The sequence below is a fragment of the Halomonas sp. HAL1 genome (assembly GCF_030544485.1).
GTDB classification, from domain to species: domain Bacteria; phylum Pseudomonadota; class Gammaproteobacteria; order Pseudomonadales; family Halomonadaceae; genus Vreelandella; species Vreelandella arctica.
The window spans coordinates 750,715-777,234 of sequence record NZ_CP130610.1; the positions used below are offsets into that span (position 1 = coordinate 750,715).

A 26,520-nucleotide genomic window follows, 5' to 3' on the forward strand; every position below is an offset into this window, starting at 1 on the left:
ACACGCTATGTGGGCCTTTATACACAAACTGGGATCACCCAAGTGGTTCTATGGCATTAGCGCCAAATTACAGCCCTGGTTTTGGGCCGCAGCGGTGCTGTTATTGGTCACTGGCTCGCTGTGGGGGCTGGCGTTTGCGCCTGCGGATTATCAACAGGGCAACAGCTTCCGGATCATTTATGTTCACGTACCGGCGGCCTTTTTAGCTCAATCGATTTTTATTTCCATGGCAGTGTCTGGGCTGGTGTTTATGGTCTGGAAAATTAAAGTCGCCGATATGGCGGCGGCAGTCATGGCACCGCTGGGCGCTGCGATGACCTTTGTCGCGCTATTTTCCGGTGCTGTATGGGGTGTGCCGACCTGGGGTACCTGGTGGATGTGGGATGCCCGACTTACCTCCATGCTGATTCTGCTCTTTCTCTATTTAGGCGTGATTGCCCTGCGCGGTGCGTTTACCAGCCGCGATAGCGCCTCACGGGCAGCCTCGGTGCTGGCCATGGTGGGCGTCATCAACATTCCCATCATCAAATACTCGGTGGATTGGTGGTACACCCTTCACCAGCCAGCCTCGTTTACATTAACCTCGCGCCCAACGATGCCCACCGAAATGTGGCTACCGCTGGTCATTATGGTGCTGGGTTTCTACAGCTTTTTTATTGCCTTGACGCTGATGCGCACGCGCAGCGAGATCCTACGCCGAGAGTCGAGCAAGCGCTGGGTACAGGAGCTCGTTAACGGCCAGGTAGTGAATGCACAGGCAGAGGAGACGCGCTAATGGCATTTGCCTCATTTTCCGAATTTCTCGCCATGGGTGGCCATGCACCTTACGTATGGTCTGCCTGGGGAGTAACGGCACTGCTGCTGGTGGCCACCGTTTGGCATGCACGTGTTGAACAACGTCAGTTACTGAATGGCATAAAGCGTCGGGCACGGCGCGCAAATAGCTTGAGAGAGAACGCCCAATGACCCCTAAACGTAAACAGAAACTCTTCGTCATTTTGGGTTTGGTATCGTTAACCGCGATTGCTGTCGGGCTAACGCTGTATGCGCTACGTGCCAACATTAATCTGTTTTTTAGCCCGGTGCAGATCGCCCAGGGCGATGCGCCCATGGAACGACAGATTCGCGCGGGTGGCATGGTGAAAGAGGGCTCGGTGTCCCGTAACCCTGACAGCCTGGACGTCGCGTTTACCGTGACTGATTATGTCGATGACCTAGAGGTCTACTACAGCGGCATCCTTCCCGATCTATTCCGCGAAGGCCAAGGTGTGGTGGTGGTCGGGGAGCTTCAAACCGATGGCCGTTTGTATGCCGATAAAGTGCTGGCGCGTCACGATGAGAACTACATGCCGCCTGAAGTAGCGCAGGCACTTGAAGAGGCGGGCTATTCGCCAGCCGACTATCAGGCCAAAGCTGCCGAAGTGGGTAAGCGGCTTGATGAAGAGGGCGTCCCTCAAGCAAGCGAGTATTAACCCCCCATCGTTTAACCGACTTGCCCTACCGCCAGTGCTAATTCGGAGCGCACATGCTGATTAAAATGATTCCTGAAATTGGCCACTTCGCCCTCATCATCGCGCTGTTGATGGCGATGGTGCAGGCAGTGATGCCCCTGGCCGGTGCAGCGACCCGCCGCCCACTGTGGATGGCGTATGGTCAGCCCATGGCGGCCGGGCAGTTTCTGTTCATTGCCATCGCCTACGCCTGTTTGACCGCGAGCTATATGCTGGATGACTTTAGCGTGGCTAACGTAGCGAATAACTCCAATTCGCTGCTGCCGTGGTACTACAAATTCAGCGCGGTGTGGGGCAACCATGAGGGCTCTGTCCTGCTATGGAGCCTAATGCTGGCAGGCTGGGGCTTTGCGGCGAGCCTGTTCACCGGCAACTTGCCGCGGGATATGGTCGCTCGGGTGATGGGCGTCATGGGCATGGTATGTGTCGGTTTCTTACTATTCATCCTGATCACCTCTAACCCTTTTGAACGCTTGCTGCCCGACATGCCTCAAGACGGTGCCGACCTCAACCCGCTGCTGCAAGACTTCGGGCTAGTGGTGCATCCGCCGATGCTTTACATGGGCTATGTGGGTTTTTCCGTGGTCTTTGCCTTTGCGATTGCGGCTCTCATGGGAGGGCGCCTAGACGCCGCCTGGACGCGCTGGGCACGTCCCTGGACGAATCTGGCCTGGGCGTTTTTGACCGTGGGGATCGCCCTGGGCAGTTGGTGGGCCTATTACGAGCTTGGCTGGGGCGGCTGGTGGTTCTGGGACCCGGTCGAAAACGCGTCGCTGCTGCCCTGGTTAACGGGGACTGCGCTGGTGCACTCGCTGGCGGTGACCGAAAAGCGCGGCTCGTTTAAGAGCTGGACCGTGCTATTGGCGATCTCGACCTTTTCGCTGTCGCTGATGGGAACCTTCCTGGTGCGCTCCGGCGTGCTCACCTCGGTACATGCGTTTGCCAACGACCCTGCCCGTGGCTTCTTTATCCTGATGCTGCTGGCGATTACGGTGACGCTCTCGCTGCTGGTATTCGCACTGCGAGCCCCGCGGGTCAGCCACAAAGTGGGCTTTAATTGGCTCTCTCGCGATGCGCTGCTGCTGGTCAATAATATCTTCCTGGTCATCATGACGGTCACCGTTTTGCTTGGCACCGTCTACCCGCTGATTCTTGACTCCCTGGGGCTGGGTAAAATCAGCGTGGGCCCGCCTTACTTCAATGCGCTGTTTGTACCGCTCACCGTGATGATGTGCATCTTTATGGGACTAGGCTCGGTAACGCGCTGGAAGGGGATGGCGGTGCGCGACCTAGTCCGTAAGCTCTGGTTGGCGGGCGTTGCTGCGCTGGTGTTGGGCATACTGATGCCGCTGCTTTATCGCGGTGAGTGGAACCTGTTTGTCTCCCTGGGGATCGTCTCTGCGCTTTGGATTGTGCTACCGATGGTGCGCGATGTATTCGATAAAACCCGCCACGCCAGCTCGTTCATCGCCGGGTTACGCAAGCTCTCACTCTCTTACTGGGGCATGGTGTTAGGACACATTGGTGTGGCGGTCACGATTGTGGGTGTTGCGGTGGTTTCCAACTACAACATCGAGCGTAACGTGCGTATGTCGCCGGGTACCACGGTTGAAGTGGCGGGCTATCAGTTCACCATGACGGAGTTAGCCGAGCGTCGCGGGCCGAACTTTTTGGCAGACACCACGATCCTTCAGGTACAGCGTGGCGACACCGGTAGCAGTTTCACCATGCGCCCTGAAAAGCGCCTTTATCTCGCGACCGGTATGCCGATGACCCAGGTGGCTCTGCGGCCGGGGCTGTTCCGTGATCTCTATGTGGCCATGGGCGAAGACCTTGGCGACGGCAGTTGGGCGATGCGTGTCCAATACAAACCCTTTGTACGCTGGCTATGGCTGGGCGCTCTGTTTATGGCATTTGGCGGCGTATTGGCAGTGCTCGACAAGCGCTATCGCCGCGCGACGGTCACTCGTGAGGCACCGAAAGCGTCCGGCAAAGGCGATACTGCGCAGGAGGCCGCTGTATGAAGCGTCGGTTACTGCTATTACTGCTGCCGGTTTGCTTTTTAGGCTTGGCGTTGTTCTTTTTCCAGGGCCTATCGCTGGATCCTTCCCAGCGCGATTCCGCGCTGATGGCGCGAGAGTTCCCGGCCTTTGAAGCCACCACGCTGCGCGATGAGAATCGACGCGTGGATCAATCGCTGCTTCAGGGCGACGTCACCCTGGTTAACGTATGGGGCGAGTGGTGCCCCGCGTGTAAGCAGGAGATGCCCCAACTGCTGGAGCTGGCCGATCAGGATATTCGGATGGTCGGGGTTAACTACCGCGATACCCGCGAGAAAGGCATGGAGTTTCTCAGCGAGTTTGGCGATCCGTTTGAAGTGAATATTTTTGATCCAGAAGGCGAACTGGGTTTTGATCTTGGCGTTTACGGCGCTCCGGAAACCTTTCTGGTCGATGCCGACGGCGTTATTCGCTATCACCATAAGGGCTACGTATCGCCACAAGACGTCCGCGAACGAATCCTGCCGGAGGTGGAAAAATGGCGCTAATGCGAACCATGGCAGCGCTACTTCTGCTGGTCATAGCGTTTGGTGCAGCGGCGGGGGGGATCGAGCTACGCGAGTTTGACGATCCGGTCACGGAGAAGCGCTATCACGATTTAACCGCCTCGATGCGCTGCCCGCTGTGTGAAAACCAGGCCATTGACGATTCCGATGCCCCTATCTCGGGGGACATGCGCGAGCGTGTCTACCAACTGCTGCAAGACGGCCAGTCGGACATCGAAATCATCAATCATATGGTCCAGCGGTTTGGCGAATATATTCTCTATAACCCGCGTTTGGAAAGCCGCACCTATCTGCTTTGGGGGCTGCCTATTGCGCTGGTGCTGCTAGGCGCGCTGGTGGTTGTGTTAATGATTCGTGCCCGCCGAAATGCCTCTGCTAAAGCGTTGAGCGCCGAAGAGCGCCAGCGTATAGATGCGCTGATTAACCGTAAGAGGTCTTCATGACGCTGCTCTGGATTGCGATTGCCGTTTTACTGCTCCCCGCGCTGTGGCTGCTGGTAGCGCCGCTAAGAAACGCACGTCGATTACATGATCAACAACATGCGTTTGAAACCAATGACACCTCTGCCGAGCAGAACGTGGCGATCTTTAAGCGTCGCTTAACGTCCTTAGAAGCGGCGCGAGAGCGTGGCGACATTGACGCCGAGCGCTTTGAAGAAGACCGCTTGGAGCTTGAGCGTAGCCTGCTGGAAGACACCGCCGTGCGTGCGCGCCGGCCGCTCAAACCAGCGGGGGCGGGTCGCCTTGTGGTGCCGGTCGTTATGGTGGCTGTGGTGGTGGTCAGCGTGCTTTGGTATCAGCAGAAGGGCGCCGAGGGCGACCTCGTGTTACTCGCCGTTCAGCAAGAAGTACAGAATGACCCCGAAGGCTCGCTGAGTATGTATATCGAGCGCATGGAAGAGCAGGCCGAGCGTCAGCCGGATAACCCAAACGTATGGAGCGCGCTGTTTCCGGTCTATCGCGAAACTGGACAGATGCCCCAGGCCGTCGATGCGCTTGAACGCTTGATGGAGATTGAGGGCCGCATTCCACCGCTGCTTGCTCAACTAGCGCAAATTCGTTTCTTTATGGCCGAGCGCGAACTCACCGATGAAGTGCAGGCGCTGGTCGATGAAACGCTGGAACAAGATCCACGCCAGCCGACCGTGCTAGGCATGTTAGGTATTCATGCCTTTGATAACGGTGACTATGAACAGGCTATCGACCGCTGGCGCCGTGCTGTGGCCAACATCGAAGACCCCAATACCGCTGCCTCGCTGCGCGATGGCATTCGCGTTGCCCAAGAGCGGATGGGCGTTGCGCCTGAAGAGGCTGCCGTGGAAGCCGCCCAGAGTTCAGGTGTCCGTGTGAGTGTCTCGTTAGACGAAGAACTCGCCGATCGCGTTGACGGCGACGACACGGTGTTTATCACCGCTCGTGATGTGGAAGGTGAACTACCACCGCTGGCTGTGGTACAAGCACAAGTGTCTGAACTGCCCATGACCGTCGTGTTAGATAATAGCGTCGCCATGTCGCCCCAAGCGCAAATCTCTCAGGTACGGGAGGCACGTTTGGTGGTGCGCGTTTCGCCCTCTGGGCAAGCCATGCCCCAACCGGGTGATCTATTTGGTGATCTTGAGAGCGTCAGCGTCGGATCAATCTCAGATGATGAAGCCGCTGAGGTGGTCATTAACCGTGTCTTTGAATAACCCTGCTTTGAATAACAAGAGCACTATCTCGACATGCGCTTAACCTCGATTCGCTTAGTCGGGTTCAAGTCGTTTGTGGATCCCGTGACGGTACCCTTCGATGGCAATATGACCGCCATCGTGGGCCCCAACGGCTGCGGTAAATCCAACATTATTGACGCTGTGCGCTGGGTCATGGGGGAGTCCTCCGCTAAAACCCTGCGCGGCGAGTCCATGGCCGATGTCATTTTCAACGGCTCCACTGGCCGAAAGCCGATTAGCCAAGCCTCCATAGAGCTCAAGTTCGACAACCGCGACGGCGGTATGGGCGGCGTTTATGCGCAGTATGCCGAAATCGTCGTTAGGCGCTTGGTAACGCGGGATGGGCAATCCAACTACTTCTTCAACGGTCAAAAGTGCCGTCGGCGCGATATCGCCGACCTATTTATGGGCACCGGCTTGGGGCCGCGCTCCTACGCCATCATCGGCCAAGGCATGATTTCGCGGTTGATCGAGGCTCGCCCCGACGACCTGCGCTCGACGCTGGAAGAGGCCGCGGGTATCTCCAAGTACAAAGAGCGCCGCCGGGAAACCGAAAACCGCATGCGGCGCACCCAGGAGAACCTGGAGCGTCTGGACGATATTCGCGAAGAGCTGGATAAACAGTTAGAGCGCCTTAAACGTCAGGCCGAAGCGGCCAAACGCTATCAGGATCTCAAGGAGCAGGAGTATCGGCTCAAGGGTGAGCTGGCGCTGCTGCGCGGCCGCACCCTGCGGGCGGAGCAGTCCCATCAGGAGAGCCGCGTTCGCGAGTTGGAAATCGCGGTCGAAAAAGATGTCTTCGGCGTTCGTCAGTGCGAAACCCGTCTGGAACAAGCCCGGGAGCAGCACGACGAACTTTCTGAGGTGCTTGATCGCCACCAACAGCAGTTCTTTGAAACCACCACGCGCATCGCTCGTTTAGAGCAGGATCAGGCCCACCGGCGCAGCCGCGAAACCCAGCTGGCCAGCGACATTGCCACGGCTCGGCGTGATTTGGATGAGCAGCGCCGCGTAAGCGAAGGCGATCAGGAACGTTTAGCCGCGATTGACGAGCGCTTTGATGATCTGCTCCCCGAACACGAAGCGTTGGAAGAGCAGCTCGAAAGTCTGGAACAGGCGCTGGCCGACGCTTCCCCCGCTCTGGAAGCCGCCGAGCAGCAGTGGACCGATGCCGAAACCCGCTGGCGGGATGCCAGCCGCGACGCTGATCGTAGCCAGGATCAACTGCGCGACCTGGAGCAGCGCATTCAGCGGCTGCAAGCCGAAAATCAGCGCCGCCGCCAGCAGCGCAGTGAGGTCGCCGACCTCACAGGGCTACGCGAAGAGCATGCCGTATGCGAAGAGCAGTTAGCGGATGCCCAGCAGCAGGCGGAAGGCTTTCAAGCCCAGCGCGATCAATGGCAGCAGCGCTACGGTGATGCCAAGGCGGCCTACCAGCAGGCGACTCAAACGCGCGATCATCAGCGCGCTGAACTGAGCCAACGTCAGGGGGAGCTGGCCTCGCTGCAAGCGTTGATTGATGCGGCACTGGTGGATCACGACCCTGCGATAGGCACAACCCTGGAAGCGCATGGTTTGGCAGAGGCTCCCCAGCTGGGCGAGGTATTACAAGTAGCACAAGGTTGGGAAGCGCTTACTTCCTGGTTGCTTGCGCCATGGCTCAATGCACGTTTAGTCACTCGCCACCAGTTGGCGGCCTTGCCCGAGGCCTTAGCCACCGATTGGCGTTTGATCGATCAAACCTCGCCAGCTCCCTCAACCTCAGGACAGCGATTAGACAGTTTGGTCAAAGGTGCAGGCGCGCTGGGCGAGTGGTTAGCAAGCATTCACTATACGCAAACGGCCGAAGAGGCAGAGGCGCAGGTAGCGCATTTGGCGCCCGGCGAAAGCGTGGTGAGCCAGGATGGGGTTTGGTTGGGCCGTGGCTGGCTGCATCAGCAGGCCAACGGTGAAGGCATCGACGGGCTTCTATTGACCCGCCGCCGCTACGACGAGCTTTCCGCTCAGCGCGAAAGTGAAGAAGAGGCCTTGGTGCTGGCAGAGGAGCAGTGTGAGGCGGCCAGTGAGACGATTGAAGCGCTGGAGCAGGCTCGCGAGCAGCAGGCCGAACAGGAGCGTGCTCACGCCACCACCCTGCAGCAGTTGGCGGTGAAAGAGCGTAGTTTGGCCCAGCGCTTGGAACACCTTGAAGGTCGTGCGACGGAGCTCGATGAAGAGCTTGCCCAGCTACAAGAGGATGAAGCAGAGTTAGCGCTTACTCTTGATGAGCAGCGCGCCCGCTGGCATGTAGCGATGGAGCAGCTGGAGAGCACCGCCGAAGCACGGGAAACCAGTGCGGAGCAGCGCAACCGGCAGCGCGAGGCGCGTGATCAACTGACCCAGCAGCATGCGCCGCTCAAAGCGCAGCAGCAGGCGTTGGCACTTGAGCGTGAACGTTTAAGCGCTGAGCGGGATAGCCTGCGCTCTCAGCAGGCGCGCTCAAGTGATTCTGAGGAGCGCCTCTCGCTGCGTATTGCCGAGCTTGAAGAGTCGCGGGAGATGTTGGTCGAGCCCGACGAGCTGGCGGGGGAAGAACTTGAAGAGCTGCTTCATCAGCGTGAGCAGCAGGAGGGGCGCTTAAACGCGACTCGTCAGCAGGCCCAGGCACTGGCTGAGCAACTGCGCAGTGACGAACTTGCCCGTCAGCAGCATGAACGTAACCTGGAGCAGAGTCGTGAGCAGCTCCAGCAGCGGCGTATGGACGTGCAGGCGCTGGCACTTAAAGCCGCCACCCAGGATGAGCAGCTAACGGAGCTTGGCCATAACGTCGAGACCCTCACTGAGCAGTTGCCCCAGGACGCGACGGAAACCCGTTGGCAGGAACTTCTGGAAAGTACCACGGACAAGATTCGCCGCTTGGGGGCGATCAACCTCGCCGCCATTGAGGAGTATGACCAGCAGGCCGAGCGACGAAATTATCTGGAAGCGCAGCACGCCGAACTGACCGAAGCGCTGGAAACTCTTGAACGGGCGATTAAGCGTATTGACCAAGAAACCCGGGTGCGCTTCCGCGAGACCTTTGATCAGGTCAATGCCGGGTTGCAGGCGCTGTTCCCCCGTGTATTCGGCGGCGGTGCGGCATGGTTAACGCTAACCGGCGATGACCTGTTGGAAACCGGCGTGGCGATTATGGCGCGCCCGCCGGGTAAGAAAAACAGCACCATTCATCTGCTATCGGGCGGTGAAAAAGCGCTGACTGCACTATCGTTGGTATTCGCTATCTTTCAGCTCAACCCTGCGCCGTTCTGTATGCTGGATGAAGTGGATGCACCGCTGGATGACGCCAACGTGGGCCGTTACGCCCGGTTGGTGAAAGAGATGTCTGAGAACGTGCAGTTTATCTATATCACTCACAATAAAATTGCCATGGAAGCCGCAGAGCGCTTGATGGGGGTGACCATGCAAGAGCCCGGCGTATCTAGGTTAGTCTCGGTGGGTATTGAAGAAGCGGCAGCGCTGGTCGATTAAGCGCCTTTTTCCTTCACCTTCAAAAGTCTTGCTGAGCAAGAAATTAACGATAGCCGCTTAGTGCGTGTACTGGATGAGCGTTGGGATATTACGGTGCATATATATCTAACACGACCGGCCGCCCCATCAGTGCGACAGCAGAAGAATTTTGGAAGAGACTGTAACTATAAACAGCAGTTTGTTAATCATGGAGTGATAAACGTTATGCAAATACGCAAAAAAATGTCCTAACGCGCTCAAGTTAACTATATTACCTCTATTAATGTTTGGTATGAGAACGTTAAGCAGCTTATAAATGGATCTTGCCAAGGGGGATGATTAGCACGTTAGTAAGCAAATGGCTGAAACGGTTATGCACTTCCCAACGGTCAAAATGGCTTTTGTAGCTTTCGAGCTTCCTTTATAAAGCGATGTATAACGATTAGATCAAAGGCTCGTGGCACTTTTGGCTGAAGTTAAGGTCGGACTTTTGCCTTAACCGGCTTCAATAACAGTCTCAAAAGCGTGAAAATAGCGTAATTATCAGCAAAAATTGGCCCTTTTCATAGCAATCGCGCTATGCTTGGTGGCAAGTACTTATTAAATAGCAGTTACCCATATTTAGGCATGGTGCCTTAGCAACCGGCAAGATGACCATGGAACGTTCGACATGGAACTAAGAGAGTGGCTAATCATTTTAGGGCTGGCGTTGGTATCGCTCATCGTTATAGACGGTGCGCGAAGACTTCAACGTCAGCGTCGTGTACCCCGTCTGGATCAGGCGGAAAAGGATCTTTCAGCTAGTCAGCTAGAAGATGATCCCGATGAAGCTGCTAAAGCAGCAGAGATCAATTGGGAACTACCCAATGGCGGTGCACGAGTCGTTAAGCCCGCTGACTATAGTGGCTTAGGTAATAAACCAAAGTTAGAGCGTCAAGAGCATCCTGGCCCTTCCAGAGTGCTTTCTGAGTTTAGGCGTTCGGCGTCAGCTAAAGCAGCCAAACGCAAAGCTGCAAAAGCGGAATCCATCGCTAATTCCCAATCAATAGCAGCAGAAAAAGCGGAGCGCCCAGCCGTCGCTAAAGCAAATACTGCGACGACTTCACCCTCCATGCCGACTGAGCATGAGCGCCTTGAGCCCAGTATTTCTATGGCAAGTACTTCAATGAACAGCACTTCAAAGGCCAGTACCTTAAAGGCTGCTGAGGTTCCTCAAGATAGAGAGGCCGTATCGCAACACGAAGCCGAGCCAACGGCGGCCGCTGATTCTGCTGCAATGGCTAACGCAACCGCTTCTAACGCGAACGCTGAAGCAACTGAGCCTGCTCCACAGGACGCTATAAAAGAAGACTCAACGACCCGTGAGGCAGCTGCTTCGCCTGATGACATGTCTATTCGCGCAAGCGAAATGGATACGGAAGCCTCTGTTCAGCCTGATTATGACGCTGAACCGGTACTGCGTGCTGAGCCAGAAGATGCCGTATTTGCAAAACATGCTAATGATCACTCTCCTAAACGTCGTCAGTTGCGTTCCGATACAGCCGGTGAGCACGACGAGCTGGACGATGACGAAGTGGATGAGTACCGGTTAATCGACTTTGAAGGCATGGGCCGCTCATTGAAGCGCCGGTTGATCGAGCGTCGTAAAGAGAAACAACGTAAAAAGGCTGAGAAAGCGCTGCGAGATAAGGAGCTGGCCAAGCAGAAAGCTGAGCGTAAAGCAGTGGAAGCGGAACAGCGGCGTGAAGCGAAAGAAGCCGCCGATGCTGAGCGTGCTCGCGTAGCCCAAGAGCAGGCGCAGGCACGTGAAGAGGCAGCAGCCAATGCAGCGGCCGCGGATAGACTGGCTGCTCAGCAGCGAGCGGATGATCAAGCTCGTGAAGCGTCTCGGTATGAAGAGCCCCTTTATGAAGAGGGCTACTCTGCTGATTTTGACGAAAACGCCGATTATGCCAGTGATGCTGCTTATGACGATCGCGCTGCTGAGGAGCGCGGGGGGAATGATAGCGTCCGCATACATCCCACATTAGAAAAAGCCCTACGTCACGATGTGAGCGGCGAACACGCCAAAGAGACGCTTTCCAGCGCTGAAGAAGTGGTTGTTATCAGCGTTCTCTCCCGTGATCCCGAAGGGTTTGACGGTAGCAAGCTGCTGGAACTCATGATGGTGTGTGGCTTGCGCTATAGCCGTGAAATGGGCATTTTCCACCGCTTTGAAACGGAAAGTGATGACAGCGAACTGCAGTTCTCCATGGTCAATGTCGTTAAACCAGGCACCTTCCCCATTGAAGAGATGGGCGAGTTCATGACCCCAGGCATCACCTTACTGATGCCACTGCCGGGTGCACTTGATAGCGCAGCCGCGTTCGAGGCGATGGTTGAAACCGCCATGGTCGTGGTACGTCATATGGGCGGCGAACTGAAAGATGAAAACCGCAGTGTGATGACCGCACAAACGATCGAGTTTGCCCGTCAGCGGGTGCGTGAATTTGAGCGTCGCCATCGTCTGCATCGGCATATGCAAGTCCGCTAAATCACACTGGCTGTTCAACACCCGCCTTCTTGCCAGAAGGCGGGTGTTTTTGTTCAATAAACGCTAATTTTACAGTCGTTCAGTTTTCACGTTCGTTCAATTTTTAAATTGCTTAGGTTTTGCGTTGTCGCTGCCGAGTACTGGAACCCATTCTAATGAGCAAGTCTGATTCTCAACCGTTGGAAGAGATTACCCAGCTGCGGGCCGCCCTTGATGAGGCAAACTACCGCTATTACGTGCTGGATGATCCCACCCTTACCGATGCCGACTACGACCGTCAGCTGCAACGTTTACAGCAATTGGAAGCCAGCCATCCAGAACTGATCACCAGCGATTCACCCACCCAGCGCGTAGGCGCCGCCCCCGCCGATGGCTTTCCATCAGTGGCGCACGCAATCCCTATGCTGTCGTTGGATAATGCCTTTAGCCGCGAGGATATCCATGCCTTTGCCGAGCGGGTGGCGGAACGCTTGGAGTGCAGTGCGGACGAGGTTGAATTTACCTGCGAGCCTAAGCTGGACGGTGCGGCGGTGTCGCTGGTTTTTGAGCAGGGCGTGCTGGTGAGCGGCGCCACCCGGGGCGATGGACGTACCGGTGAAGGTATCACCTCTAACCTGCGCACTTTGCGTTCGGTGCCGTTAAAGCTGATGGGCAAAAACGTACCCGAGCTGCTGGAAGTGCGTGGTGAAGTGATTATGCGCCATGCAGGGTTTGAGGCGTTGAACGAGCGCGCTCGGGAAGAGGGCAGCAAGGTATTTGCCAATCCGCGCAATGCGGCGGCAGGCAGCCTGCGTCAGCTCGACCCGCGTATTACCGCGAAACGTCCGCTGGAGTTTCACGCCTATCAGGCAGCGCGCTTGGAGCCTGATTTAGGCGATACCACCCACAGCGAACTAATGGCACGGTTATCCACGCTAGGATTTCGCGCCAGTGCAGAGCTGAAAGTCGTCAAAGGCCCGCAAGCTGTCGCCGACTACTGCGAGCAGTTGGGCGAAAAACGCGATGCGCTTGGCTTTGATATCGACGGCGTGGTGATCAAGGTAAACGATCTGCGCTACCAGCGTGAGCTGGGCTTTGTCGCCCGCGCGCCGCGTTGGGCGGTGGCGTTTAAGTATCCTGCCCAGGAAGAAGTCACCACGCTTAACGATGTCGAGTTCCAGGTGGGTCGCACCGGGGCAATCACCCCGGTGGCACGCCTTGAACCGGTCACCGTGGCAGGCGTCACGGTTTCCAATGCCACGCTGCATAACGCAGATGAGATAGAACGACTCAGCTTGCGAAAAGGCGACTTGGTCAGTGTGCGCAGAGCCGGTGATGTAATACCTCAAATAGTTAGTGTAGTTAAAAAAAATAATGGCGATAAAATAGTATTTCCTACAATTTGCGAAATATGTGGCTCCAATATAGAAAAAGTTATTTTATATAAAAAACTTAAAAATAAAAAAATACCGAAGCCTGGAGCAGCCTATAGATGTGTAGGTAAATTAGTGTGCCCTGCACAACTTGTTGAAACTATTAAGCATCACGTTTCTAGAAATGCTATTGATATAGAGGGTGTTGGGGTATCACTGATTAAAAAGCTTGTTGATGATCACAAATTGAATAATCTTAGTGATTTATATCTTTTAGATGAATGCTATTTGAAAGACCTGCCTGGTTATGGAGAGCTTTCTGCAAAAAATATTAAGTTTTCTCTCGATAGTGCAAGAAATATAGAGCTGGGAAGATTTATATTCTCGTTGGGCATTCCTAATGTTGGCGCAGAAGCTTCTCGGGTTATTGGTGAAAGCTTAGGCTATGTGAAAAGATGTTTTTATATATATCCAGAAATTCTTTCTTTGGTTCCAGACGTTGGCTGGTCTGCTGCTGAAAGCTTCTACGAATTTTTTAAAGATTCGCATAATATTGAAGATGTGAAAAAGCTTGTGAGCATGGGCGTTCCCGATAACAAAGATTATGGTGTTAGTTCTGAACTAGCTTCTAGTGTGAGAATGAGTAAGATAATTTCACAAATGGAGTTTGATGGTGTTGCTTCAGGTACGGCGAGCAAGATTGAAGCTGCTTATGATTCCATTTCAGATTTTTTTGAAGATGCAAGATCTTGTTTTTCTTCGAATAAAATAAGATTTTCGAAAAAGGCTGTTGTTGGTATTGCTTCAAAAGTTGAGGATGAAGGATTTTATCAAAAGTATTTAGAAATAGAAAAACAATTAATTGAGTTGGGTGTTCACTGGACTCAGGCGTTGGCTTTTTCCGAGAAAGGCTCCCAGCCGTTAAAGGATCAGATCTGGGTTATAACCGGAACTTTGGTAAATCTCACTAGAGATGAAGCAAAGAAAAAGCTTCAAATGGGAGGCGCTAAGGTTTCATCGAGCGTTTCGAGTAAGACAAGCTTTGTACTTGTAGGTGATAATCCCGGTTCTAAAAAAGACAAGGCTGAAAAATTAGGTATTGAAGTGGTTGATGAAAAGAGATTTCAAGAAATCGTTGGAGGTCTGAGTGATTGAAGTTCTTTCAGCCGTATATCGTGGTAGCAGGGACTACGCAGTAAAGTTATATGATGTTTCAGGTAGCTATAAAGTCTCTTGCTCTTGTCCTGCTTACCAGCTTGGTGAGAAAAGACCTTGTAAACATTTAAGAGATTTAGCTAGTGGAGCCTTTAATGATGGGGCCAATGAAGAACAACTGATGAACTTTATTGTTGAAATGTCATCTTCAGGTTTGGCGGAGAAGGTGGTTAATGGCAATAGTGAAGCTTTTTTTGGAAGAACCTCGGCGGGTAAAAAAAGAGTATCTTCATCTATACCTAATAAGGTTTCATTACTTACTGCAAAAGATAATAATTTTAAAAAAAATCTAGCATCTACTACATGGGTTCTCACCGGGAAGCTAAGCACCATGACCCGAAATGAGGGCAAGGCGCGCTTACAGGCATTGGGGGCGAAGGTGGCGGGCAGCGTATCGAAGAAAACGACCTGTCTCGTCGCTGGTGAAGCTGCAGGCAGCAAACTTACCAAGGCCGAACAGATGGGCGTTGAAGTAGTGGATGAAGCGACCTTTATTGAACGTTTGGCAGAGTGGGAGCAGAGTTAATGAGCCGTTTTATTGAAGTGCCCGCAAGAATGCTGCCACCGGAAACCCTCAATGCGCTGCTTGAGGCGTTTGTGACCCGCCAGGGTTACGACACGACCGATACCACGGGCGAGGGCATGCATGGCTGGGTAGCCGAGCTCAAAAAGCAGCTTGAGCGTAACGAACTGATCATCGCCCATGACCTTGAGCTGGAGATGACCGAGGTCATGACCCTAGCTCGCTGGCGCTCGTTTGGCCGTGATATCGCCGATGACGAGGAAGAGGGTGATTTTTAGACGCATCTTCCGAAAAGCATTCCGGTATGTCGTTGCGAGGAGTGCAGCGACGCGGCAATCTTTGCTGGCAGTGGCAGGCAAATCCGAGATCGCCGCGCTTCGCTCGCGATGACATTTAGCTGTAGCATCGAGTCCTGTCATTGCGTATAGGGACTCCTCCCCGGTTGCAAACGACGATGATGGAAAAACATAAGCCGATGCGTGCGTATAGTCGGTCTCTTGATGGGGACGCTATCCCCTGACCCTGATGAACGTCGCGCACCTTCTCTCCTCAACGAGGCGTAGGCTTTTTCAGCCATCGCAATGATCAGGTTGCGAGAAGGTCGGTCTGACCTGTTTTTCATCGATCGTTGCCCGGCAACAAGGTAGCCGCCTCTCGGCGCTTAGCCGCTGATGGTGCTACCGCTTAGCTCACCATCAGCGCTGAACCGTCGTTAAACTCTCTACAATAGGACTGTCCGCTGTGCAGAACCGCCCAGGCGGTTCGTACTGTCTTGTTCGCTAACGCGACAGCCGCTTTGTTCTTGCCCACGCGTGCGACCAGCGCGCGTAGCCAACGGCTTTTGGCATCCTGCTTGTCACCCACGGTGTTGATGGCCGAGTGTGCGCCGCGTATCAGGGCGGCTTTCAGCGAGATTTGCCCCGTTCGGCCAATGCCCTTGATCTTCGCGATGCCACCACTGCTGTGTTGTGTCGGCGTCAACCCCAGATAGGCTGACGCTTGGCGACCTTTCTTGAAGGCGTTGCCGTTACCGAGGGCGCTATAGAGCTGGGTGGCGACCACCGGTCCCACTCCCTCAATCGCCAACAGTTGGCGACAAGGCATCACCGCACGGCTCATCTGCTCCACGCGCTTATCCAGTGACTGAATACGCTCGTTGAGTCGATCCAGCTCCGCCATTTGCTCGGCAATCAAGTCACGCATCAGCATCGAAAGCTCGTTATCGGCATCTTCCAGGGCGAGCCAGACACGTTGCTTTAACGCTTTCTGTCCCCGACCGCTGATCACTCCATATTCCTGCAATAACCCATGAACCTGATTGATCAACTGGGTGCGCTGATGGATGTACCTCTCCCGAATGCGGTGCAGGCTCTGAATATCCTGCTGCTCTACGCTTTTGAGTGGTACAAAGCGCATGTCCGGACGACATCCGGCTTCTACAATAGCGAGGGCGTCATTGGCATCTGTCTTGTGCCCTTTGCGAAAAGGCGTCACAAACTGGGGCGAAATGAGGGCAACGGTATGGCCGAGGGCCTGCAGTTGTCGCGCCCAATAATGCGATCCACCGCACGCTTCCATAAATACCCGACAGGCCGGTTGGCGGCGCATAAAATCCAAGACCTGATGCCGTTTAAGCTCTTTGTTGACCTGAACACGCGAGGAGCGGGTGTCGACAACACACACTTGAAAAACACGCTTTGCCAGATCAATACCTATCGTCGTATGCTTGTTCATGGCTCTTCCCCTCCGCATTGATGTGGTTCAACTATCAATGTAGCTCGCTGAAGCTTCGAGAGGGGAGGAGTCCCTTTCATTGAGGAGCGTAGCGACGCGGCAATCTTTGCTGGCAGTGGCAGGCAAATCCGAGATCGCCGCGCTTCACTCGCGATGACATTTATCTGAAACATCGAGTCCTGTCATTGCGTATAGGGACTCCTCCCCGGTTGCAAACGACGATGATGGAAAAACATAAGCCGATGCGTGCGTATAGTCGGTCTCTTGATGGGGACGCTATCCCCTGACCCTGATGAACGTCGCGCACCTTCTCTCCTCAACGAGGCGTAGGCTTTTTCAGCCATCGCAATGATCAGGTTGCGAGAAGGTCGGTCTGACCTGTTTTTCATCGATCGTTGCCCGGCAACAAGGTAGCCGCCTCTCGGCGCTTAGCCGCTGATGGTGCTACCGCTTAGCTCACCATCAGCGCTGAACCGTCGTTAAACTCTCTACAATAGGACTGTCCGCTGTGCAGAACCGCCCAGGCGGTTCGTACTGTCTTGTTCGCTAACGCGACAGCCGCTTTGTTCTTGCCCACGCGTGCGACCAGCGCGCGTAGCCAACGGCTTTTGGCATCCTGCTTGTCACCCACGGTGTTGATGGCCGAGTGTGCGCCGCGTATCAGGGCGGCTTTCAGCGAGATTTGCCCCGTTCGGCCAATGCCCTTGATCTTCGCGATGCCACCACTGCTGTGTTGTGTCGGCGTCAACCCCAGATAGGCTGACGCTTGGCGACCTTTCTTGAAGGCGTTGCCGTTACCGAGGGCGCTATAGAGCTGGGTGGCGACCACCGGTCCCACTCCCTCAATCGCCAACAGTTGGCGACAAGGCATCACCGCACGGCTCATCTGCTCCACGCGCTTATCCAGTGACTGAATACGCTCGTTGAGTCGATCCAGCTCCGCCATTTGCTCGGCAATCAAGTCACGCATCAGCATCGAAAGCTCGTTATCGGCATCTTCCAGGGCGAGCCAGACACGTTGCTTTAACGCTTTCTGTCCCCGACCGCTGATCACTCCATATTCCTGCAATAACCCATGAACCTGATTGATCAACTGGGTGCGCTGATGGATGTACCTCTCCCGAATGCGGTGCAGGCTCTGAATATCCTGCTGCTCTACGCTTTTGAGTGGTACAAAGCGCATGTCCGGACGACATCCGGCTTCTACAATAGCGAGGGCGTCATTGGCATCTGTCTTGTGCCCTTTGCGAAAAGGCGTCACAAACTGGGGCGAAATGAGGGCAACGGTATGGCCGAGGGCCTGCAGTTGTCGCGCCCAATAATGCGATCCACCGCACGCTTCCATAAATACCCGACAGGCCGGTTGGCGGCGCATAAAATCCAAGACCTGATGTCGTTTAAGCTCTTTGTTGACCTGAACACGCGAGGAGCGGGTGTCGACAACACACACTTGAAAAACACGCTTTGCCAGATCAATACCTATCGTCGTATGCTTGTTCATGGCTCTTCCCCTCCGCATTGATGTGGTTCAACTATCAATGTAGCTCGCTGAAGCTTCGAGAGGGGAGGAGTCCCTTTCATTGAGGAGTGCAGCGACGCGGCAATCTCAAGCTTGCCTATTGAGCGTTCTCGCCCCGAATAATCGCGCTGATAATGCGTCGCCCTGGGTGCAAGTGATCGACCAGGGGCGCTTCCAGCGGCATCGGTTCATCGCACATTCTTGAAGCAATCACCTCGGCGCATAGCGGCGCGCTGGCTAGCCCGCGTGAGCCATGAGCCGTCGATATCCACAGGCCTGGGTGGTGCTCGCCTGGCGTCTCTGGCACCCGAGTAGCATCTTTAGCTAGCCGCGCATAGTCGGCCTGCCACGCCTCTGCTACCGGCACAGGCCCTGCATAAGGGGTTTTGTCAGGGCTGGCCGCACGCACCGCCGCGCGACCTTGAAGGTGTTCAGGCGTTAATTCACTACCGGCTTTTTCCAGCTCGGCGACTAAGTTGGGCAATGTCTGACGCAGCTCATCAATATTGCGTTGATGATCGTCGGCGGTTACATCGGTGGTTGCGTTATTGGGTACAAAGCTGGCGCCAAATGTCAGTACGCCATCCAGAGCAGGCGATACATAGCCACCGGCGCATATCACGCGGGTTGGGCCTGCTACCCCATCGGGTAGTTTTATCTCGCTAATCTGACCGCGGACCGACTGCAGCGGCAGTTCGCTGGTTTGCGCAAAGCGGTTAGCCAAATGCGCACTGGCAATCACTACCTGATCGACATTAAGCGTGCTGGCATCGTCTAGATTGAGCTGCCACCCGGCGGTTGTGCGGGTAAGGGAGCTAACGTCACCCTGCTGGAAAGTCACTCCTGGCTGACTAAGTAAGTGCTCACATAGGGCCTTGGGCTGAACCCATCCCGCTTGTGGGTAAAACAGCCCATGGGGTGCGTCAATGGGCATGGCCGCTGCTTCGCTTAGCGCCGGGTTGTTTAGCGCAGTGACAACGTCGCTGGGCAGCGGGTGTTGTTCAATAAAACGCTGCTGGCGGCGTGCTTCTTTATCACTACTCGCCAACTGCACCACGCCGCAAGGCTGCCATAAAGGGGGTGTGGATAACGGCTGTGTGGATAGCTGTTGGGTAAGCCAACGCTGGCTGTACAGCAGCCCGGCAAGGTAAACACGGCTCTGGTGATTAGTCTCGGCAGCCAGCTTTACATACAGCGCGCCCTGACGATTGCCTGAGCCGCCCGCGCCGGGGGCTTCGCGCTCAACAACCGTTACCTGAATGCCGCGCCGCGCTAACGCTGCCGCCATCGTGCTGCCCGCCAGCCCAGCACCGACTATCGCAACGTGCTTTACAGCCGCCACGGGCGGCGGGGTAAACCAGGGTGTTGCCTGGCGGCGCTGCTCCACAGGCGGCGTTTCGATACTGCCCGCGAGCATTTCCCGCTTGCGACCATAGCCTGGCACTTTCTTCCAGCTAAAGCCTGCGGCTTTTAATCCCCGTTTGACGATACCAGCGCAGGTAAAGGTGGCGAATGTCGCGCCGGGGCGTGAACGGGCGGCCATGGCGTTAAATAGCGCTGGCTGCCACATATCGGGGTTTTTAGAAGGCGCAAAACCGTCTAAAAACCAGGCGTCGACTTGGCCATCTAACTGCTCCAGGCGCTCTGTGGTATCGCCGAAATGCAGATCAAGCGTGACGCGCTCGGTTAAGTGCAGGCGGTGAATGCCGCTCACGGCAGCGGGCCACTGGGCGCATAGCACCTGTGCATAAGCCGCTAGCGAAGGCCAGGCACTAAGCGCCTGTTCCAGCGCCTCATGCTCAAGAGGAAACTTCTCTGTGGATAACAGGTGCAGCCGCGCATTGGGCGCTGCATGCTGCTCAAAACAAGCCCAGGCGCAGAGTATGTTCAGCCCGGTACCAAAGCCGGTTTCACCAATGACGAACGGTCTTGCTGCTTTCCACTCAGCAAAGCGCTGGGGAAGATGGTTGGCACCCAGAAAAACATGTTCGGTTTCAGCGCGCCCATCGCCACGGGTGAAATAGATGTCATCAAATGCGGTTGCGTGGGGTGCTCCCTCGTTCCAGGTAAGTAAAGGCGTGGTTAACGCCGCGAGGGCAGGCAAAGCATTGGGACGTTGGGTCACGCAGATATCCGTTTAATGAAGAATTGGTTAAAAAATGATCAATTTGTCGCCGTCGGCGCTGGCTCTGGCTTAGCGCAAAGCGTCCGCCGGGTTTGCACAGAGTTTTCCACAGGCTCTGTGAAAAAGCGGGCGGACCCTCCACACTCGCCTATTGGGGTCAAGGCAAAACTTTCTTGAACGGCTTAACAATTACCTTGGCATAGACCCCCGCAATCATGTATGGGTCGGCATCCGCCCATGCGGTAGCCTCTTCCAGGCTCTCAAACTCCGCCACGACCAAGCTGCCGGAAAAGCCAGCATCGCCGGGATTTTCAGCGTCGATGGCAGGGTGAGGACCCGCTAATACCATCCGGCCTTCGTCACGCAGCGCTTCCAGGCGGGCGAGGTGATCAGGGCGAGCCGCTAAACGACGCTCTAAGCTATTGGGCACGTCTTCACTCATAATGGCGTACAGCATGTGGATATAACTCCTTGAAAAGAAGGGGATGAAAAGTGAGCGTTCATTGACCGCGCAGACAGATGCGCGCACCATATCTTACCCATTGCGAACGATTTATTCACAGCTGAAAAGCGCATTCTGACAAACTGCTCACACGGCGTCATGCTTATGTCTCGACTTCCTTATACCTTTGATGCCGATCAGCGTTACCCGGTTGATTTGCACATGCACTCCACCGCTTCTGATGGTGCGCTATCGCCCACTGAGCTGGTAACGCTGTGCGCCGAGCGCGGGCTGACGCACATGTCGCTTACCGATCACGATACCATGGACGGCATTGAAGAAGCGGGCCGCGCCGCCGAGCAAGCAGGGCTGTGTCTTATCCCCGGCTGTGAGTTATCCACACGCTGGCAAGGGGTCAATATTCATGTCGTGGCGCTGATGCCCGGCGGCTTGCAGGGGCCGATGGTGGAAGGCTTGATTCAGCAGCGTGAGGCGCGTATCCAGCGTGCGGAAGTCATTGCCGAACGACTGGAAAAAGTAGGTTTACCCGACGCCCTAGAAAAAGCGCGCCTTCACGCAGGCAGCGACCGCCCCCTAGGCCGCCCGGATTTTGCCCGCGCGCTGGTAGCAGAAGGAGTGGTGCCAGACTGGGCAAGTGCCTTTAAGCGTTACCTAGGCAGCGGCAAGAAGGGCGATGTCAAAGCCCACTGGCCGGAAATCAGCGAAGCCGTGAGCTGGATTGTGGAATCAGGCGGCGTTGCCGTGATCGCCCATCCATTGCGCCATGGCCTCACTCGACGCAAGCGTGGCCTGTTGATGGATACCTTCCAGGCGGCGGGCGGCCAAGCGGTTGAGCTGGTTAGCGGCCAGCAGAACCCGGATAGCACCCGTGACTTGGCGCGCCAACTGGTCGAGCGTGAGTTATACGCTTCCTTGGGCAGCGACTTTCACTTCCCCGGCAGCCATGCAGCACCCGGCAGTATGAGCTTGGTACCGCGCACGGCAGCGCCCCCGATATGGCAGCATCCGCGCTTGGTGCATCTACGCGATGCCGCCCCCGGTCTGTTAGCGATTGGCTAAGTTATCGTTAGCTTAAGTTCTCGTCAGCTTAAGTTATCACCAGCTAAGGTCAGCTATGCTGTAGGAACCGCTAAGACAGTGAGCTATGAAAGGAGTAGTTTTATGAGCCAATATTTCCAGATTCACCCCGAAAACCCGCAAAAGCGGCTGATTGATCAGGCGATTGCGATCATTCGTAAAGGCGGCGTAGTGGCGTACCCCACCGATTCAGGTTATGCCTTGGGCTGCCATCTGGGTGAGAAGAAAGCCATTGAAAAGATTAAATGGCTGCGTTCACTGGACGATAAACACAACTTCACCCTGGTGTGTTCCGATTTATCTGAGATCGGCACCTACGCTAAGGTAGATAACGACGTTTTCCGGTTGTTGAAAGCGCATACGCCGGGGCCGTACACCTATATCCTGGATGCTACTTCAGAAGTGCCGCGGCTATTGTTGCACCCCAAACGCCGCTCCATTGGTGTACGCGTGCCTGATCACCGCATTACGCATGCGTTGCTGGCAGCCTTGGGGGAGCCGTTGATGAGCGTGACGCTCATTCCGGTGGGCGATGATTTTCCCATGAACGACCCGGAAGAGATCCGCGAGCGTTTTGGCGCGCATCTGGATGCCATTATCGACGGTGGCGCCTGTCATCTAGACCCCACCAGCGTTATCGACCTGCGCGAACTGCCGCCTACCATCATTCGCGAAGGGCGCGGTGATATCACGCCTTTCGTTTAGATTGAGTCTAGTCAGACGAAGGTTCTTCTTTGGCTTTGCGCGGGTCTTCGCTATTTTCATCAAGCCAAGTACCGCAGCGCAGGCAGTAGCGGGCACGCTTCTCATGGCGGTCGTGCCCGCAGCCGGGGCAGGCTTCCTCGGAGTAACGATCCTCACGTATTGAGCGGATCACCTGAGCGGAGAATACCCCGGTGGGCACAGCAATAATCGAGTAGCCCAGCAGCATCAAGATCATGGTAATCGCTTTACCCAACGCGGTGGCGGGGACGATGTCGCCGTAGCCCACGGTGGTCATGCTAACGATGGCCCAGTACATCGACATTGGAATACTGGTGAAGCCCGCTTCCGGTGACTCAATGGTGTACATCAACGCCGCGAACAGCGTGACCACCATGAAAATGGCAGAAAAAAATAGCAGTATTTGACGCAGGCTGCGTTTTAACGCGTCGAGTAGCAGGCTGGCTTCACCGACAAACTCCATCAGGCGCAAAATGCGGAAAATACGCAGCACTCGCAGCAAACGAACAATCACCAGCCCATGAGCGCCAGGGACCAGTAGCACTAGCCAAGTGGGTAAAATAGCGATTAAGTCGACGATTCCATAAAAGCTTTTTAGATAGAGCAAGGGGCGCTCAAGGCAGTAAATGCGAACTAACAACTCTAAGCTGAACAGTATCGTTAATGCCCACTCAATGTAGAAGAAAATGGGCCCGTAGCGTTCGGCGTAAATCTCGATACTACCCAACAGGATGACCGCGACACTCAACAAAATAGCCCCGATCAAGGCAATATCAAAGGCTTTAGCGCCCGGTGTGTCGGATTCGAAAATAATATGAAAAAGTTGAGCGCGTAGGCCTTCCGCACCGGGGGTTAAGTTTAAATTCATCGCATCATCCTGAAGTGGGCCTCAATTCGGTCCTTAAAAACAGTCCTGAAATAGCATTAAGCCGTTAGCGTAGCTCGGTTTGGTACGCCAAGCGATGGGCCAGTGCCAACGCAGCGTTACCGTAAGCCGTGCTGGGCTGACCATTGGCATCTAAGCTGCCGGGTAACGCCTGAGCGTACACGCGGGCGTTGTCATCCAGCGCGGGGTGGTCAGCGAGAGTGACTAACGCCTGTTGGGCATCGCTTAGAAAGCTTGCCTGCTGGCTGTCGTGGTAGGCATCCAGCGCCAGCGTTGCGCGGTGTAGCCACTCAGCCGGTGAGTGCGCCTTGGGAAGTGGCCAGTGCTGGTTGCTAAGTGCATTGCCCCGAGATGCTTTGCTGCTATCTGAAGGGCGCAGCGGTACCTGTTCTGAAAGTGTCAGTGCCAATGCCCACAGCGCTTCCGGGTCGCCGTCCTTTAATTCAAGTTCTACCTCGCGGATGGGCGTGCGGTAGCCACCGCTGATAATTTCGCCCTCATCCAGCACCAGCTCGATATGACTGCGCTGGCCTATTGCGCCTGGGTTTACTAAGCCATCGGTTAGCTGCCAGCTGCGCCGCGTGAAATCGGTGCTGAGTTGGGGGGCAAGGGCATGTAGCACGCTGCTAAGCTGGCCTTGAAAGGGGAGCAGTTCGGCAAGAGCTACCAGATCCAGTTCGTGGTCAGGAACTTGCCACTCCCACTCCTGTCGTTGAGATAATCCGCCGCCGCCCTGGCCTGCGGTTTTCACCGTTTGTAGCACTTTGCCATCTATTTTGCGCAGGCGTAGCGCAATATGCGCCTTCGCTAAATCGCCTTCCGGGGTGTCAAAATAGGTATTGGTTAACGTGTGCTGGTGTGAGGGTTTCGATACTAGAAACGGGTGGTTACACAGCGCGGCAGGTCCCTCTGGTGCAAGGGCAAGTTTCAGTTCTACTTCCATGGGGATTGGGTTTTTCATGACGCTCGCCACCTCGTTATCGTGACATTTAAATGAATATTTGATTACATTTATGAACTTTTCATGACGGCGGCGGGCGCACTCTTTATACTGGCGCCGCCATTTCCAGGCTTCCCGAAAACAGGCTAAAAGGCATTATGGTTACCTCCAATCCTTTTTCTTCGATGTTTGGCCGCTCGCCATTCCAGCCGTTATTGGCCCATATCGTCAAGGCAAATGAATGTGCCGATCTGCTGTTGCCGTTTTTTGAAGCAACGCTGGCTGATGACTGGGACAAAGCGGCTGAGCTGCGCGAAAACGTCACCCGCTTAGAGCATGACGCCGATACGCTGAAAACAGAGCTGCGGTTGAACCTGCCCAACACCATGTTTCTTCCGGTGTCGCGCTCCGATCTGCTCGACCTGATCAGCGTGCAGGACAAGATCGCCAACAAGGTGCGTGACATTACCGGCATTATGTTGGGGCGTAAAATGCGCGTGCCGGATGAATTGGCCGATGCAATGCGCGATTACATCCGTACCAGTGTTGCTTGTGTTGCCCAAGCCCGCCAGGCACTGGAAGAACTCAAGGATCTGCTTGAGTCCGGCTTTGGAAAAAACGTCTCCGACGTCATGCAGAACATGATCCGTGAACTGCACACCCTTGAGCACCAAGCCGATGACCAACAAGTGACGATCCGTCGCCAACTGTTCTCGCTTGAGAGCCAGCTACCGCCAGTGGACGTGATCTTTCTCTACAAAATCATTGAATGGGTTGGCGAACTATCCGATCGCGCTGAGCGTGTGGGTAGCCGTCTGCAGATACTGACCGCCCGCTAAGGGGATCTTCATGCTGATTATTGCCCAGTACGGTGAAATCTTCATTATCCTGGCCTGTTTGTTTGGCTTCTTTATGGCCTGGGGCGTTGGTGCGAATGATGTCGCCAATGCGATGGGAACCTCGGTGGGGTCGAAAGCGATCACCATCAAACAAGCGATCTTGATCGCTGTTGTTTTTGAATTTCTCGGCGCCTGGCTAGCCGGTGGCGAGGTTACCAATACGATTCGTAAAGGTATTATCGACCCCGAACTACTGCAAGACGATCCTCAGCTGTTGGTATACGGCATGCTGGCAGCACTGCTGGCGGCGGGTACGTGGTTGCTTGCAGCGTCTATGAAAGGTTGGCCGGTTTCCACGACGCACTCGATTGTCGGCGCGATTGTGGGCTTTGCTGTTGCAGGGTTAGGCCCCTCCACAGTGGACTGGGGCGCCGTAGGCACGATTGCTGCGAGCTGGGTGGTTTCTCCCTTACTGGCGGGCACCATTGGCTTTTTGCTGTTTAAATCGGTTCACCACCTGATTTTTGAAGATGCCAACCCGTTCACGGCTGCTAAACGCTACGTGCCGGGCTATGTGTTTCTGGTGGGCTTTATCGTTTCGATGGTCACGCTGACGAAAGGGTTGTCCCATGTGGGGCTGGACTTAACCTTTAATCAGAGCCTGCTGCTGTCAATTTTGCTGGGGTTGGTGATTATGGGCATCGGCTTGATTATGCAGCGGCGTATCAAGTTCGAGCACAACGCAAATGATCACTTCGGCTATGCCAACGTAGAGCGCGTGTTCGGCGTGTTGATGATCTTCACCGCCTGTGCCATGGCCTTTGCACATGGTTCAAACGATGTGGCGAATGCGGTTGGCCCGCTGGCAGCGGTGATCAGCGTAGTACAAACCGGCGGCGAAATTGGTGGTTCTGCGCTGGTGCCTTGGTGGGTGCTGGTACTTGGCGGCGGCGGTATTGTCGTGGGTCTGGTCACCTATGGCCATAAAGTCATCGCGACCGTGGGTACCGGTATTACCGAGCTTACCCCCAGCCGTGGCTTTGCTGCCACGCTGGCGGCGGCCACCACGGTCGTACTGGCTTCTGGCACGGGCCTGCCAATTTCCACTACCCACACGCTGGTAGGGGCGATTCTTGGGGTGGGGCTTGCACGCGGTATGGCGGCGTTGAACCTGCGGGTTATCGGCACGATTGCCATGTCGTGGCTGATCACGCTACCCGCCGGTGCTGGCCTTGCGATTTTGTTCTTCTTTATGTTCAAAGGCATGTTCGGCTAACCACTGGTTGGCTAATAGCTAATAAGCAGTGCCTATAAAACGCA

The 26,520-nt window shown here is 55.2% G+C and carries 21 protein-coding genes and 2 pseudogenes; 17 read left to right on the top strand and 6 right to left on the bottom strand.

Going from position 1 to position 26,520, the window contains the following annotated elements; all coding sequences use genetic code 11:
• The first annotated feature begins 7 nt into the window (after window positions 1-7).
• From Q3Y66_RS03590 to Q3Y66_RS03650, 13 genes and pseudogenes are all read left to right on the top strand, one after another.
• A complete protein-coding gene (locus Q3Y66_RS03590; RefSeq protein ID WP_008957502.1) occupies window positions 8-775 on the top strand; it encodes a heme ABC transporter permease in 768 nt (255 codons plus the stop codon).
• On the top strand, window positions 775-966 hold the full coding sequence (gene ccmD / locus Q3Y66_RS03595; RefSeq protein ID WP_008957501.1) for a heme exporter protein CcmD: 192 nt from the start codon (window positions 775-777) through the stop codon (window positions 964-966). The genes Q3Y66_RS03590 and ccmD overlap by 1 nt, the downstream gene beginning before the upstream one ends.
• Window positions 963-1,472 (top strand): cytochrome c maturation protein CcmE, encoded by a 510-nt coding sequence (ccmE, locus tag Q3Y66_RS03600; protein WP_008957500.1) that lies wholly within the window; start codon window positions 963-965, stop codon window positions 1,470-1,472. Before ccmD ends, ccmE begins: the two co-directional genes overlap by 4 nt.
• A 53-nt stretch (window positions 1,473-1,525) precedes the next feature.
• The gene (locus tag Q3Y66_RS03605) at window positions 1,526-3,535 is read left to right on the top strand and encodes a heme lyase CcmF/NrfE family subunit (protein ID WP_008957499.1); all 2,010 of its coding nucleotides are present in this window, start codon (window positions 1,526-1,528) and stop codon (window positions 3,533-3,535) included.
• Window positions 3,532-4,059 carry a DsbE family thiol:disulfide interchange protein gene (locus tag Q3Y66_RS03610; RefSeq protein WP_008957498.1) on the top strand — a complete coding sequence of 176 codons (528 nt, stop codon included), beginning with the start codon at window positions 3,532-3,534 and terminating at the stop codon, window positions 4,057-4,059. The genes Q3Y66_RS03605 and Q3Y66_RS03610 overlap by 4 nt, the downstream gene beginning before the upstream one ends.
• On the top strand, window positions 4,050-4,520 hold the full coding sequence (locus Q3Y66_RS03615) for a cytochrome c-type biogenesis protein (protein ID WP_008957497.1): 471 nt from the start codon (window positions 4,050-4,052) through the stop codon (window positions 4,518-4,520). The genes Q3Y66_RS03610 and Q3Y66_RS03615 overlap by 10 nt, the downstream gene beginning before the upstream one ends.
• Window positions 4,517-5,764 carry a c-type cytochrome biogenesis protein CcmI gene (gene ccmI / locus Q3Y66_RS03620; protein ID WP_008957496.1) on the top strand — a complete coding sequence of 416 codons (1,248 nt, stop codon included), beginning with the start codon at window positions 4,517-4,519 and terminating at the stop codon, window positions 5,762-5,764. Before Q3Y66_RS03615 ends, ccmI begins: the two co-directional genes overlap by 4 nt.
• A 33-nt stretch (window positions 5,765-5,797) precedes the next feature.
• Window positions 5,798-9,292, top strand: coding sequence for a chromosome segregation protein SMC (smc, locus tag Q3Y66_RS03625; RefSeq protein WP_008957495.1), 3,495 nt, complete (start codon window positions 5,798-5,800; stop codon window positions 9,290-9,292).
• 649 nt (window positions 9,293-9,941) lie between these two features.
• Window positions 9,942-11,804, top strand: coding sequence for a cell division protein ZipA (gene zipA / locus Q3Y66_RS03630; protein WP_008957494.1), 1,863 nt, complete (start codon window positions 9,942-9,944; stop codon window positions 11,802-11,804).
• Window positions 11,805-11,959: 155 nt separating this feature from the next.
• Window positions 11,960-14,311, top strand: coding sequence for an NAD-dependent DNA ligase LigA (gene ligA / locus Q3Y66_RS03635; RefSeq protein ID WP_008957493.1), 2,352 nt, complete (start codon window positions 11,960-11,962; stop codon window positions 14,309-14,311).
• Window positions 14,304-14,429 (top strand): annotated as a pseudogene (locus Q3Y66_RS03640) (hypothetical protein); the annotation flags it as partial. The gene ligA and the pseudogene Q3Y66_RS03640, both read left to right, overlap by 8 nt.
• Window positions 14,430-14,672: 243 nt before the next feature.
• Window positions 14,673-14,897 (top strand): annotated as a pseudogene (locus tag Q3Y66_RS03645) (BRCT domain-containing protein); the annotation flags it as partial.
• Window positions 14,897-15,172 carry a YheU family protein gene (locus tag Q3Y66_RS03650; RefSeq protein ID WP_008957491.1) on the top strand — a complete coding sequence of 92 codons (276 nt, stop codon included), beginning with the start codon at window positions 14,897-14,899 and terminating at the stop codon, window positions 15,170-15,172. The pseudogene Q3Y66_RS03645 and the gene Q3Y66_RS03650, both read left to right, overlap by 1 nt.
• 406 nt (window positions 15,173-15,578) lie before the next feature.
• Here the strand turns inward: Q3Y66_RS03650 and Q3Y66_RS03655 are convergent, their stop codons facing one another.
• The 4 genes from Q3Y66_RS03655 to Q3Y66_RS03670 form a co-directional block, all read right to left on the bottom strand.
• A complete protein-coding gene (locus Q3Y66_RS03655; protein ID WP_303319501.1) occupies window positions 15,579-16,628 on the bottom strand; it encodes an IS110 family transposase in 1,050 nt (349 codons plus the stop codon).
• Window positions 16,629-17,079: 451 nt separating this feature from the next.
• Window positions 17,080-18,129 carry an IS110 family transposase gene (locus Q3Y66_RS03660; RefSeq protein WP_303319501.1) on the bottom strand — a complete coding sequence of 350 codons (1,050 nt, stop codon included), beginning with the start codon at window positions 18,127-18,129 and terminating at the stop codon, window positions 17,080-17,082.
• 115 nt (window positions 18,130-18,244) lie between these two features.
• Window positions 18,245-20,272 (bottom strand): bifunctional tRNA (5-methylaminomethyl-2-thiouridine)(34)-methyltransferase MnmD/FAD-dependent 5-carboxymethylaminomethyl-2-thiouridine(34) oxidoreductase MnmC, encoded by a 2,028-nt coding sequence (gene mnmC / locus Q3Y66_RS03665; RefSeq protein WP_008959042.1) that lies wholly within the window; start codon window positions 20,270-20,272, stop codon window positions 18,245-18,247.
• 157 nt (window positions 20,273-20,429) lie between these two features.
• The gene (locus Q3Y66_RS03670; protein WP_008959041.1) at window positions 20,430-20,729 is read right to left on the bottom strand and encodes a YciI family protein; all 300 of its coding nucleotides are present in this window, start codon (window positions 20,727-20,729) and stop codon (window positions 20,430-20,432) included.
• A gap of 144 nt (window positions 20,730-20,873) precedes the next feature.
• Here Q3Y66_RS03670 and Q3Y66_RS03675 point away from each other — a divergent pair, with 144 nt between their 5' ends.
• Window positions 20,874-21,794: a PHP domain-containing protein gene (locus Q3Y66_RS03675; protein ID WP_083832269.1), complete on the top strand. Its 921-nt coding sequence runs from the start codon at window positions 20,874-20,876 to the stop codon at window positions 21,792-21,794.
• A 102-nt stretch (window positions 21,795-21,896) separates the two neighbouring features.
• The gene (locus tag Q3Y66_RS03680; RefSeq protein ID WP_008959039.1) at window positions 21,897-22,517 is read left to right on the top strand and encodes an L-threonylcarbamoyladenylate synthase; all 621 of its coding nucleotides are present in this window, start codon (window positions 21,897-21,899) and stop codon (window positions 22,515-22,517) included.
• Between the two features lie 7 nt (window positions 22,518-22,524).
• Here Q3Y66_RS03680 and Q3Y66_RS03685 read toward each other — a convergent pair whose 3' ends face one another.
• Both Q3Y66_RS03685 and Q3Y66_RS03690 read right to left on the bottom strand, forming a co-directional pair.
• On the bottom strand, window positions 22,525-23,403 hold the full coding sequence (locus tag Q3Y66_RS03685; protein WP_008959038.1) for an ion transporter: 879 nt from the start codon (window positions 23,401-23,403) through the stop codon (window positions 22,525-22,527).
• 64 nt (window positions 23,404-23,467) lie between these two features.
• Complete coding sequence (locus Q3Y66_RS03690) at window positions 23,468-24,382, bottom strand: inorganic triphosphatase (RefSeq protein ID WP_008959037.1); 915 nt, start codon at window positions 24,380-24,382, stop codon at window positions 23,468-23,470.
• Between the two features lie 137 nt (window positions 24,383-24,519).
• Between Q3Y66_RS03690 and Q3Y66_RS03695 the strand changes: the two genes are divergently transcribed.
• Window positions 24,520-25,200 (top strand): TIGR00153 family protein, encoded by a 681-nt coding sequence (locus Q3Y66_RS03695; RefSeq protein WP_008959036.1) that lies wholly within the window; start codon window positions 24,520-24,522, stop codon window positions 25,198-25,200.
• A gap of 10 nt (window positions 25,201-25,210) precedes the next feature.
• Window positions 25,211-26,476, top strand: coding sequence for an inorganic phosphate transporter (locus Q3Y66_RS03700; RefSeq protein WP_008959035.1), 1,266 nt, complete (start codon window positions 25,211-25,213; stop codon window positions 26,474-26,476).
• Window positions 26,477-26,520: the final 44 nt, after the last annotated feature.